General features: G+C 57.3%; 10 protein-coding genes and 1 pseudogene. 6 read left to right on the forward strand and 5 right to left on the reverse strand.

What is annotated here, in order from left to right; genetic code table 11:
* The first annotated feature begins 14 nt into the window (after positions 1-14).
* Positions 15-398, forward strand: coding sequence for a hypothetical protein (locus AEAC466_RS41295; RefSeq protein WP_023459855.1), 384 nt, complete (start codon positions 15-17; stop codon positions 396-398).
* A 49-nt stretch (positions 399-447) separates the two neighbouring features.
* On the opposite strand, the gene AEAC466_RS41300 is transcribed toward AEAC466_RS41295, so the two are convergent.
* Positions 448-2,913, reverse strand: a complete 2,466-nt coding sequence (locus AEAC466_RS41300; RefSeq protein WP_023459856.1) for a glycoside hydrolase family 95 protein — start codon at positions 2,911-2,913, stop codon at positions 448-450.
* A gap of 928 nt (positions 2,914-3,841) precedes the next feature.
* On the opposite strand from AEAC466_RS41300, the gene AEAC466_RS41305 reads away from it, so the two are divergent.
* Positions 3,842-5,083, forward strand: coding sequence for an N-6 DNA methylase (locus AEAC466_RS41305; RefSeq protein WP_081714734.1), 1,242 nt, complete (start codon positions 3,842-3,844; stop codon positions 5,081-5,083).
* On the opposite strand, the gene AEAC466_RS41310 is transcribed toward AEAC466_RS41305, so the two are convergent.
* The 4 genes from AEAC466_RS41310 to AEAC466_RS41320 form a co-directional block, all read right to left on the reverse strand.
* Positions 5,080-5,748, reverse strand: coding sequence for an HNH endonuclease (locus tag AEAC466_RS41310; protein ID WP_023459858.1), 669 nt, complete (start codon positions 5,746-5,748; stop codon positions 5,080-5,082). The two genes, AEAC466_RS41305 and AEAC466_RS41310, sit on opposite strands and share 4 nt — an antisense overlap.
* Positions 5,738-6,019 (reverse strand): helix-turn-helix domain-containing protein, encoded by a 282-nt coding sequence (locus tag AEAC466_RS44270; protein ID WP_081714735.1) that lies wholly within the window; start codon positions 6,017-6,019, stop codon positions 5,738-5,740. The genes AEAC466_RS41310 and AEAC466_RS44270 overlap by 11 nt, the downstream gene beginning before the upstream one ends.
* A 468-nt stretch (positions 6,020-6,487) precedes the next feature.
* The gene (locus AEAC466_RS41315; protein ID WP_023459859.1) at positions 6,488-7,237 is read right to left on the reverse strand and encodes a LytR/AlgR family response regulator transcription factor; all 750 of its coding nucleotides are present in this window, start codon (positions 7,235-7,237) and stop codon (positions 6,488-6,490) included.
* On the reverse strand, positions 7,234-8,292 hold the full coding sequence (locus AEAC466_RS41320; protein ID WP_235074348.1) for a sensor histidine kinase: 1,059 nt from the start codon (positions 8,290-8,292) through the stop codon (positions 7,234-7,236). Before AEAC466_RS41320 ends, AEAC466_RS41315 begins: the two co-directional genes overlap by 4 nt.
* A gap of 129 nt (positions 8,293-8,421) precedes the next feature.
* Here AEAC466_RS41320 and AEAC466_RS41325 point away from each other — a divergent pair, with 129 nt between their 5' ends.
* The 4 genes and pseudogenes from AEAC466_RS41325 to AEAC466_RS0122855 form a co-directional block, all read left to right on the forward strand.
* Positions 8,422-9,399: a YybH family protein gene (locus AEAC466_RS41325; protein WP_023459861.1), complete on the forward strand. Its 978-nt coding sequence runs from the start codon at positions 8,422-8,424 to the stop codon at positions 9,397-9,399.
* Between the two features lie 19 nt (positions 9,400-9,418).
* A complete protein-coding gene (locus tag AEAC466_RS41330; RefSeq protein WP_155913846.1) occupies positions 9,419-9,955 on the forward strand; it encodes a DUF6265 family protein in 537 nt (178 codons plus the stop codon).
* Positions 9,956-9,966: 11 nt separating this feature from the next.
* Positions 9,967-11,013, forward strand: a complete 1,047-nt coding sequence (locus tag AEAC466_RS41335; protein ID WP_023459863.1) for an alpha/beta hydrolase — start codon at positions 9,967-9,969, stop codon at positions 11,011-11,013.
* A 232-nt stretch (positions 11,014-11,245) separates the two neighbouring features.
* Positions 11,246-11,571, forward strand: a pseudogene (locus AEAC466_RS0122855) (hypothetical protein); the annotation flags it as partial.

Below are 11,571 nucleotides of genomic sequence, written 5' to 3' on the forward strand. Positions count from 1 at the left end.
TCAGGAGACACACCATGACCAAGGTACTTTTTGTCGGCCAGAAGCCCGACACCGTCGACTTTTCCGATCCCGCCCTGCCGCCAGGCTTCGATGCCGCCAAGATACAGGCGGGGATCGATCTCGCCGCCGTCCGTATCGCGGAAAAAGGCTGGCACGGAGACATCTGCATGATCTCACCGGACGATGCCGGGATTGAGATGTTGACCGCGCAACTGGCCACCACGACCTATGACTGCGTGATCATAGGCGGGGGCGTGCGGATACCGCCGAAGAGTCTGTTACTGTTCGAGGCCGTTGTGAACGCCGTGCACAAAGGGGCGCCGGGTGCGGCGATTGCCTTCAACACCCGTCCCGAAGACACGGCAGACGCTGCGGCCCGGTGGATCAAGGGAAACTAGGCCAAGGCCTCTGCACCGCCGGACTTCAGAGGTCCGTCATTGAGGGATCTCAGCTCCTGTCGAAGGTGAGATCTATGGTGTCGTCCGCCGAACCTTCAAACCGAAACAGGTCTGCGTCAAACTGAACGGATACCTTTCGGCCGGCGGCGGTCGCCGAAACCAGGCGGCATCCTGTGGGCAGGCGAACCGACGTCACGCCCGCATGTTCCAGATGGAGTCGCGCGCTTTGCAGCCGGTTGTCTGTCCAGATTTGATCGACGGTGATCCCGCCCCTGGCCCGAAGCCCGCGAACCTCACCGCTATGCCAGGCTGGCGGAAGGGCGGGCAGCAGGGCGATTGCGCCCTGATGACTTTGCAACAGCATCTCCGCAATCGCTGCGGTCATCCCGAAGTTTCCGTCGATCTGGAAGATCGGACCCGTTGGCGATGGATGCGTATCGAACAGATTATCGAGCGTACTATTTCTGAAGAACAAATCGACTGAGTTTCCTGACCGCACGCCATCCCCGGCACGCGCCCAGATGGCCGTCGCCCAGGCGCGGCTCCACCCTGTCGCGGCCCCACCGTTTGCCTCACGCCGCAGCATCGAAGCGGTGGCCGCCTGCGCCAGGTGTCGGGTGCCCGGCTGTGCCATCTCGTCTCCCGGATAAAAGGCATAGAGATGAGAGATGTGGCGGTGACCGGGATCGGCTTCTTCGAAATCCTGGGACCATTCCTGCAATTGACCAAGATGGCCAATACGATAGGGTTCCAGTTGCGTCATCAAAGACCGCAGCCGTTGCGCAAAGGCGGCATCCGTGCCCAGTCGATCTGCCGCCTGGATGCAATTGGCGAAGATTTCGCGCGTGAGCGCCAGGTCCATGGTGCAGCCGGCACTGATCGCCGCCGGCTTGCCGTCCGGCGCAAGAAACTCGTTTTCAGGAGAGATGGACGGCGCGGTCGTCAAATATTCGCCACCCGAATCCTTTACCAGCCAGGCGGCACAAAACTCGGCGCATCCGCGCATCAACGGATAGGCCGTCTGCCTCAGAAACGCGAGGTCGCCACTAAAGGCGTAGTGCTGCCAGAGATGCTGAGCAAGCCACGGTCCGCCCATCGGCCAGTTCGCCCAGAAGGGGTCGCCGGTCGTTTCCCCCACCGGATTGGCCATCGCCCAAATGTCGCTGTTGTGGTGCAGGCACCAACCGGGCATCCCGTAATAGTCACGGGCGACCTTCCGGCCATTGTCCGCAACGCGCGCGATCCAGTCGAGCAAAGGGCGGTGACAATCGGACAGATTGGTCACTTCCGCCGGCCAATAGTTCATCTGAACATTGATATTGGTGGTGTAGTTGCTGCTCCACGGCGGACGCACTTTGGCGTTCCATATGCCCTGCAAATTCGCAGGCTGCGTGCCCGGACGCGAACTGGCGATCAGAAGATAGCGACCGAAATGGAACAACAGGGCGGCAAGGGCCGGATCGGTGTGAACCGCATTGGCTTCACGCCGTGCCGCCGTCGTGCCAGAGGTAGCATCGGCGTCCAGCCGGAGGGCGGACCGGCGATACAGGCTTTGGTGGTCGGCGGTGTGGCGGGACAGCAGATCGGCAAAGGGCCTCTTACGGGCCGCCGAAAGGGTATCGATGGCGTGCGCCTCGATCACTTTGACCGGCAGATCCGGCATCAGATTGAAGCTTCGAAAACCCGTTGCCGCCGCGATCCGCAGGACGACTTCGCGGGCGCCGCGGACGCAGATCATGTTCCCTTGCGAAAAAACCTCGCCCCCGTCTGCTTCAACATCAATGGCGACCACGAATGCCATGCCCTTGCCTAAGGCATCGTCATAAACGACGGGCTCAGCGACATTTCGATAGTCCGGCGCACACGCCGCCGGCGCCTTGCCACGCAACAGAAGCCGATGCCCCGTCGCGCTTACTTCGGCGCGGAGTTGTGTGTCGAGCGTCGCATCGAATGCGATGGTGCCGCCCTCGGCTGACAATCGCACGACCACGACTTGATCGGGATGGGAAGCGAACACGTCACGGCGATACTGTGTGCGCCCGATGACATAGCGTGTCGCCGCAACCGCCTGGTCAAGCGCCAGCTCACGCCGGTAGGCCGTCACGGTCCCGGCGTGCCGCATTGAGAGTTTTAAATCCGCCAAGGGGGCATAACTCTGGCTGTACGGCCCCTGCATCCGCTTGGCCAGTTGATCTGCCTTGTGATAGTCGCCGGCAAAAACAGCTTCGCGGACACCGGCCAGTGTCGATATAGCATCGGGATTGGCGGTCTCGGTCGGATAGCCTGACCAGAGTGTATCCTCGTTGAGCGAGATGATCTCCTCCACGATTCCGCCGCGCACCATGGCGCCCAACCGGCCATTGCCGACCGGCAAACCATCGACCCAGCGTTCGGCAGGCGCATCAAACCAGAGGGAATGCGTATTGTCAGAGCCTGTCGCCATGGCGCGTAGAGGCAAGGCGCCCAATGCTCCGCCCAGTACCCCGGCAAGCGCACTGGCGGCAGAGGTCAACATACCCGTTTGCAACACGCCTCGTCGCGTCCAATTACCAGACATCGGTCCTCTTCTCCGTCTCTTTCGATGCGTGAGCCACGCCCGTGCGTGCGTGCGTGACGATCCATCCATATATGAAAATAAATTCACATATGACAATACATTAAATACGAAGTGAGGCGGCCTGGCTACAACCTCAGCAAATTGACGTAATCTGCTGCGGGTGTGCGCCCAACTCCGCATTTGGGACCTACCGCGGGACTCATCACCTCCCCGCACTTGTCCCGCGATACGGGCCGTACGACGACCTATGACTGCGTGACCATAGGCGGAGGCTTGAGGATACCGCCAAAGAACCTGCGACTGTTCGAAGCCGATGTGAACGCCGTGCACAAAGGCGCCCCGGGTGCCGCGATTGCCTTCAACACCCGTCCTGAAGACACGGCAGACGCCGCAGCCCGGTGGATCAAGGGAAGCTACTATTCCCTATGGACCTCAGGAAGATGGGGGGCTACCTGCCTTCGCCTTCGCGCCCAAAGCGGACACCTGCCGAGCCAACAGCCGGAGCGTCCGTAAGCGGTCATCGCCGATTAAATTTCTCTGACCAAGCGGATCATTGAATGGGGCAACGTCGTCACGCGCATAAAATCGACTGCGTAACTCGGCGGTCGATATGGTTCGTTAGCCTGTTACGTCCTTGGAAGTTCGCCACTTAATCGCCGCCTAAACACCACATATTGAACAACCATTGGCCAACAATACTAAATATGTCGCTCCGGTCACAACCAGAACATTTTTTCGAAACGGGAACGTATTGGCAACTTGTCAAGATAGATTTCTGGATATAATCATCAGCTCGCTACGGAGTTCGCTTGACTTGTTGGTGTCGACAGATGACTATGAGTAGCCAAGTTGGGGGGAGGTGCCCCTTGGATAGGATCGAAATAACGTGGCTACCGCATCGTCCCCAAAAGTATCGAGATTCCGAGCTATACGGGAGGACAACCTTAACCGGTTTTACACACGTTACGAGGTCGGCGATCTTCTAACCGCTCAAATTGCTAACCGTAATATTAGGACTGTCATTGACCTCGGAGCGGGAAATGGTTCGTTGTCTGGAGCAGTTTGTAAATGGTCGAGCAACGCCGAGGCGGTAACCGTTGATATCGACCCCGCATGCGTAGAACCTTTACGTTCATGCCTTCTGAACTCAGGGGCGGTCAGGCATACCCACATTTGCCACGATGTGTTCGACCCAAAATTGCCGAATGTCCTAGGGTTAGATAACTTCTTCGACCTGGCAGTATGTAATCCTCCTTTTTTTCGGCCTGAATGGAAACGGGACTATGCCGATATTCTACAATCCGCTCGTCTCGAAGATGCGTGTGTAACCGTTGCTGACGTGTCGGCAGAGATCATTTTTCTGGCGCAGAATTTAAGGCTGGTTCGCTCAGGTGGAATAGTCGCGATGATTATGCCTGATGGCATGATAACAGGTTATAGAGCTAAGTCCCTTAGAAGTGCTATTATTGCCAATCATCGAATAGATTGTGTATTACAGCTCCCGCAAAACTCATTTCATGACACCGATGCACGGTGCTTTATAATTTTTATTACAAAAGAAGCACATCAGTGCGATAAAATAAAGCTACTTAGATATGACGCTTTGGACGGTTTGTTGGAATCTATATTTGTGAGCAAAGCTGACGGTGAGCAGCGGCTTGATTACGACTATCATTCCTCAAAAATTGACCATGGTAAAGAGGTAACAACTCTTCGACATCTGGGAGCGGAGGTCGTCAGAGGATCAGTAGGTACTGTCGAAGCTAGGGATTCTAGATACCCAATATTTCATACATCGGACTATCTGGCTTCGGAATCTGGCTTAATAAATTTACCTTCAGCCATGCCGATGCTGGAAAACAAAAAGTTGGTTGTCGCTCAGGCCGGCGACATTCTAATGGCGCGCGTTGATCGAAAACTACATGAAAAAGTAGGAATGGTGGTTAGTGGTATGGCAGCCATTACAGACTGCGTTTATAGGATTCGCCTTCCTATCGATGCTCAAGAAGTCGCTTTGAAGGCGTTGCGCTCTCGAGAGGGAGCGGCACGGCTTAAAGCCGTCTCCAAAGGTGTGAGCGCCCGGCTTTTGGGAAAAGCGGATTTGTTAGATATGCCGCTCAATCTCTAACCGTTTTCTCCAAAAAATTGCTTTAGAAAATCGAGCGCTTCCTTTTTCTGAGCTGTGCCGGCGGCTTGAAGGATAGCAATTACATTAACCTTACCAGTAGCACCGTCCCAAAAATTCTTTTTCATGACCTGATGACGACCGCATAACGCCTGCCATTGATCAGGGTTCTCAGGGTCGCTATTAGGATCGACAGAGTGAGGGGTGACATGGTCGGGTGTGAGTTTGACTGTGCCACCCCCAATCGGGTCCACGGCACCCTGGGCCAATCCACACGACTGACCATCTTCTTTCCATTCACACGCGCTATTTGCGCGAGCCATAACTTTAGCCCAAGTTTTAGTGGTGGGACGAACACGTTTGCCGGCAATGTCACGCTTCTCAACACTTGCCAACACGTATTCCTGGGGCTTCAGGGCATTCCAATCACGCCAAGACAAAATCGTGTAGCCTGAATCGGTGCGCAGTTCGGACAGTCGTTGATGCCAGTTTTCCGGCTCTTTTTGTGTCACAGGATCAGTGGCTGCCGCTAAAATCTGATCTCTGGTTAGCACAAGACCTACGTTGTTTAGGAATAGCGCTTCTAGGCGAAGGCGCACCGTCTTCTGTGTGTAGGTTGATGTGTCGGAACTGTATACTTTTTGCAGCGGTAATATATTATTGCTCATTTGCTTTTCCGGCTGACAATTTTTCAGTGCTTTTCATCGTCGTGAGCAGTTCAGGGACGCCAATTTCTAAAACGGTGGCAAAAGTTTCCAAGGTACTTAACGTGACGTTCCTTTCGCCGCGCTCTACAGAACCAACATAGGTTCTGTGTAACCCGCAAAGCTCCGCTAGTTTTTCTTGGGATAAATGCCGATCATGCCGAAAACGCCGCAAATTGTTTGCAAGCACGTCCGTAATGCCCTTGCTTGGTTTGCGAACTTCTTTTTCGGCCATTTGGAATCGAACATACTCTTAAATGCTCACGATAAGTAGCATTGTGTCTGAACCAGGCATTTTCCGCGACAGACTATGAGTAGCGGATTGACTAGGTGTTTGTCCGCATTTCCCGCTTTGAGCAAACGTACAAATGTCTCCTTTAGGCCACTAACGGAAGTGGACGATGCACGCCTGTTCCCACCAGATGTTTGCGGGCCTTCCCAAGGGCGTCTCATAGCCGCGACGGCTTGTCCCGCCATACCCGCCGCTCGTCCCTGGACGGTTGCCACTCATCCCCGTTCGCCCCAATCTCGCCGCCAGTAATGGCTTTGGGCTGGTCAGCTGAAAACGCAGATGGCAAGCAGGTGGCTCTTTAAGGAGACTGGGCCATGACGTTGAGTATGACTGCGACACCTTCGCGGGCTAAAATCGATTATGTGGCCGCCGGATTGGCGGCTGCGGCATCGGGGCTTCCCTTCCCAGATTTTATGCTCTCGGTTTGGTCCCGCCTCTAAGCCATGAAACAACCGACGATCGGTAGCGACGGCTAAACCTCATTTGCATTCCGGTCTTTAGTATCAGGGTCCCATCTCCGTGAGCGGTGGTCGTGACTTCAGTTACCCTGTCCAATCGAACAATCGCACTCCGATGAATACGGGCGAAATCGGCGATCGGCAGGCGCTTGGTCAGGGCGGACAAGGACTCATTGACCAGCCATGCGCGATGGCCGCAATGGACCTCAGCATAATCCCCTGCCGCCGAAATCCAGTCTATTTCCTCAAAACCGATAATTCGGGTCGCCCCCCTAGAGCGGGCGATCAGGCGTGGCGGCGTCGGAATCAGGTCCATCACTGGCTTTAGCCGTTCACCTAGTGGTGCGCGGCCCCTGCGTACCCGATCCAGAACCTGACCGAAGCGGATATCGTCAAAAGGTTTGAGCAGATAGTCGACGGCCTGAGCCTCGAACGCCTTGACCGCGAATTCATCATAGGCGGTAACGAAAACCGTCGTCGGCATTGCGTCGACGCCTATGGCCGCGATAACTTCGAAACCGGTCATGGTCGGCATCTGAACGTCAAGAAAGACCAGATCGGGCCGCTCAGCCTCGATCAGGGTGACGGCCAGCTCCCCATGATGAGCCTCGCCGATAAGACTAAAGCCACTTTCCGCCGCGAGCAGATTTCGCAACCGAAGCCTGGCTAGAGGCTCGTCATCGACGATCAGAGTGCGGATCAAGCCACGGCTCCTTGGGGTATCCGGACATCAATACGAAAGCCTCGCCCCGGTGCGGTGACAATGTCGAAGCCCCCGTCACAAAGCCTTTCCAGACGGCGGCGACTATTGGTCAGGCCGACCCCTTCCCTGACCACTCCGGCCCCTGCGCCATCATCTCGGACCGTCAAATGCAGGTGCCCCTCCGCAATCCGTGCCATCAAGGTGATGGTGCCGCCCTCTGGCAGAGGAGCTATGCCATGGCGCACGGCATTCTCGACGAGCGGTTGCAGCAACAAAGATGGCAAAACGGCGCTAAGGGCATCGGGGGCAATATCGCGCACTAGCGTCAGCCGCTCCCCCAACCGGGCTTCCTCAATGGCCAGATAGGCATCCGTGAAATCCAGTTCGTCACCCAGCGTCGTCTGAGCGCCGCGGTGGCCGTGGATCGACAGGCGCAACAGGTCGCCAAGGCGAGCGATCATGCGTTCGGCCTTGAGCGGTTCTGAACGGACCAGCGCGGAAATGGCATTGAGCGCATTGAACAAAAAGTGCGGCTGCAACTGCGCGCGCAAGGCGGCGGTTTGGGCTTCGGCCAATTGGGTTTGCAGTCGGGCGGCATCGAGTTCATGGACGGTCAGTCGACGATAGGCGCGCCCCGCGATGACGATACCGGTCAGCGTGGCATAGGTCAGCAGATTGCCCTGAAGGCTACCGGCCATCTTACGCCACAACATGTTCTCGCCGCTACCGAAGATCAGAGACAGAATGAAGACGTAAACAAGGGTGTGCGCCACGGACAGCAGCAGACCGGTCACGATATGCAGGCCGATGCAACGCAGGGCGCGGCCGCGTTCAAAACCAATGCGGCCGGCAAGAGCAAATACCATCGGCGTCATGGCGGCCCAAAGCATGGAGGCCACCAGCGCTGCGCAATAGACCCACCACGGCTTGGCAGCGTCATAGGCCAGATCATTGACGTACCATTGTCCTCCCATGACCAATCCGATGATCAGCCATATGCCGGCAATGGTGAAGACACGAGTGAGCGCGGGTGAAGCGTGTGGGGGCATGGTCATGACATAGCATATCTGCATTTACGCGCCCATCCCGCTCGGCGGAACCACTCTCCCGTTCGGCGATCTGCGGCTGGCCGCCACAGAGGCGATGCTGCAAATCTGATGTAGCAACCCACGGAGACACGCCCCATGCGCAAATGGCTGATTGGTTTAATATGTGTCTCGATTCAGGCCTTTGGCATGTCTGCGGTTGCGGCACCACCGGACATCAGGGCCCAACCAGCCATCTCTCCCCCGTCGTCCTTGGCGGTGCAAACGTCCGGCGACCAGGGCTATGACCAGGCCGTGACTGCCCACCTGGCGCTTGGACGCGCCCTGTTAAGCCAGAACGCCGGATCGCTATATCTTGAGAATGCCCGAAGCCTGAATGACCCCCAACCCGCGCTTTACGGCAAGGCGCAGATTAAGGCCTGGCAGGCGGCGATGCGCGCCAAACGACAGATCACGGCCTATCAACCTAAGGTCCGCGAAGTCTTCGATTTCGGCCAGACCCTGATTGAAACCGGCGGCTTTAACATCACCTGGCGGCTGACCAACGGCCAGGCTGAGGCGGCGGAAGGCAAGTACCTGCTTGTCTGGGAAAGGCAGGCCGATGCGAGCTTGCGCCTTAAGGCGGAGGTGCGCAACTGGGTGGACCCGCCCGTTGATGAACGCGCCTTGTTTGTCGATCTGATGCCGGGTGTGCCACCGTCGTCGCCGCCCAATACGGCTCTGGCGGCTGAGCTGAAGGTATTGAACGAACATAATGCCGCAGGCGTCAAAAACCATGATCTGGCAAAGCGCCTGAGCTTCTATGCCGATGACACGATCCTCATGCCGCGCAATTCGACGGCCAAGGTCGGCATGGCGGAAATCCGGCCTTATCTCACGGCCTATGTCGACAACGGCCGCGGCGCGACCTTCGATGCGGTCAGGGTATGGACGGAGGATTGCCAGGACCTGGGTCGCGGTTACGCGCTAGAATATTTCAGATTTCAGGTCGATTGGCGCGCCGGGGACAAGGCCGGTACGGTCAGCGGCGGCGGTGTGCGCCTTTGGCGACGCGGCCCCGATGGCGAGCTTAAAATGCTGCGCGAAATCGGCACACATGATTACCGACCGACTTGAACCCTAAGGAGATTTACCCGTGCTCAATCGACGGACTTGTCTCGGCGCCCTCTCCGCTGCCATGGCGTTTGCCGGTGTCGCGACCGACGCCCGCGCCCAAACCAATCCCCGCGCCATGATCCGGCTGCTTAAACCCGGTCAGCCCCCGAAACCGTGTCAGCTTAGTGATCTCCAATGGCTTGAAGGCGACTGGGTCGGTCAGATGCCGTTCGGGCCGGTCGAACATGTCAAACTGCCCATCGCCTTTGGTCACATGCCGGGCTTTGTGCGCGCCATGAACCCTGACGGTGTGGTGTTTTACGAGATCGTGGTCTTCGCTCAGATCGGCGCGACCATCGCTCAACAGGTCAAGCATTTCACATCAAGCCTCGTCGGCTGGGAACCGAAAGACACCCACCTTGAGCGGTTTTTAGTTGAGCGCGACGGCGACACCTATTTCTTCGATGGTTTTACCCTCTCGCGCACAGGCCCTGACAGCTACACCGTCTTCTTCCTTAACCGGGATGGCGACAAAGAACTGGACACCCTCATCGTACCCTTCAAACGCAAGACCTAAGGGGAGCGACAATGAAGATAAGACTCGCCTGCGCACTTGTAAGCCTGTTGTTCATGGCCGCGCCAGCCTTAGCCCAAAGTCGCCTGGAAGCGGTTGAGATTCAATCGGCGCAGTTCTCACACAACAAGATTGGCACCTCGCCATTGCGTAAGGTGACGGTCTATCTTCCACCGCATTATGCCGAGGAGGGGCGGCGCTTTCCCGTGGTCTATTTCCTAAACACCTATGGTGAGGATGAGAGCGCGCCCTTTGCCAATCATGACGCCAAGACGCTTCTTGATGACGCGATAGACAAGGGACAATTGGGCGATGTGATCGTGGTCACGGCCGATTTTCGCACAGCCCTTGGGACTTCCTGGTATGTCAATTCAACGGTCACCGGCAATTGGCAGGACTTTATGGTCAGGGAGCTTGTCCCCTATATCGACAGCCATTACCGCACCTTGGCAACCAATGCTTCACGGGCCGTTGTGGGGGACCGCATGGGCGGGCATGGGGCTATTCGCTTTGGAATGCAGTATCCGGATATTTTCGGCGTGGTCTATGCCCTGCATCCCGTGGGCACAGGCAATGGCATCCAGCCCGGATTTACGCGCGGCAACTGGCAGACCATCTATGCAGCCAAGACTTTGGATGACCTGAAAACCGATATCTATTCCCCGATTTTCCTGAGCATCTATCAGGCGCACCTGCCTAATCCGGATAGCCCCCCCTTATACGCCGACCTGCCCGTAAAGCTGGTGGATGGCAAGGCGGTGGTTGATCCGGTGCTGACGGCGCGTTTGCAGAACAGCTTTTCCCTTGATCACCTTATTCCCGTCTATGCCGCCAATCTGAAACGCCTGCGCGCCTTCAAGATCGACTGGGGGCGCAATGACACGCTTTATGACCACATCTATTCCAATCAGGCCTTCGTGCGTAAGCTCGATGAATATGACATCCCCTATGAGGCCGAGGAATATCACGGCGGATGGGGTGACAGGACGTGGGGGCCTGAGGGGCGTTTTGCGACGGATGTTGTGCCGTTTCTGCAAAAGAATTTGCGGTCCAATCGGTGATGTGCGCCGCTGCAAGGAGAGGCAGGAAACGGCAGCGGCAACGAAGCCTACGTGCGGAAGCCGCGCACGGCACTCATCACGCCCCCCGCGCTTGTCCCACCATACCCGCCGCTCGTCCCTAAACGGTTGCCACTCATCCCCGTTCGTCCCAATCTCGCCGCCAGTAATGGCTTTGGGCTGGTCAGCTGAAAACGCAGATGGCAAGCAGGTGGCTCTTTAAGGAGACTGGGCCATGACGTTGAGTATGACTGCGACACCTTCACGGGCTAAAATCGATTATGTCGCCGCCGGATTGGCCGCTGCGGCCTTTTGCCTTCATGCGGCGTTCGCGGGCAGTTACGACATCTTCCGTGACGAGCTGTACTTCATTGTGTGCGGGCAACATCCGGCCTTCGGCTATGCCGATCAGCCGCCGCTCGTGCCCCTGTTGTCGGCCGGGCTCTATGCCCTGGGCCACAGCGTCTGGATGCTGCGGCTTCCGGCGACCCTGGCCGCGGGAGCCCTGGCCTGGATCGCAGCGCGCGCCGCGCGGTCCTTGGGCGGCGACGGGGTCGCGGC

Origin of the sequence: Asticcacaulis sp. AC466, assembly GCF_000495815.1 — a bacterium.
Classification (GTDB): Bacteria; Pseudomonadota; Alphaproteobacteria; order Caulobacterales; family Caulobacteraceae; genus Asticcacaulis.

Bases quoted from the DNA above. Each gene is read 5' to 3' on its own strand.
- AEAC466_RS41335 (WP_023459863.1), top strand. From the start codon at position 9,967: ATGAAGATAAGACTCGCCTGCGCACTTGTAAGCCTGTTGTTCATGGCC.
- AEAC466_RS41300 (WP_023459856.1), bottom strand. From the start codon at position 2,913: ATGTTGACCTCTGCCGCCAGTGCGCTTGCCGGGGTACTGGGCGGAGCA.
- AEAC466_RS41310 (WP_023459858.1), bottom strand. From the start codon at position 5,748: ATGAGCAATAATATATTACCGCTGCAAAAAGTATACAGTTCCGACACA.
- AEAC466_RS41325 (WP_023459861.1), top strand. From the start codon at position 8,422: ATGCGCAAATGGCTGATTGGTTTAATATGTGTCTCGATTCAGGCCTTT.
- AEAC466_RS44270 (WP_081714735.1), bottom strand. From the start codon at position 6,019: ATGGCCGAAAAAGAAGTTCGCAAACCAAGCAAGGGCATTACGGACGTG.
- AEAC466_RS41320 (WP_235074348.1), bottom strand. From the start codon at position 8,292: ATGACCATGCCCCCACACGCTTCACCCGCGCTCACTCGTGTCTTCACC.
- AEAC466_RS41295 (WP_023459855.1), top strand. From the start codon at position 15: ATGACCAAGGTACTTTTTGTCGGCCAGAAGCCCGACACCGTCGACTTT.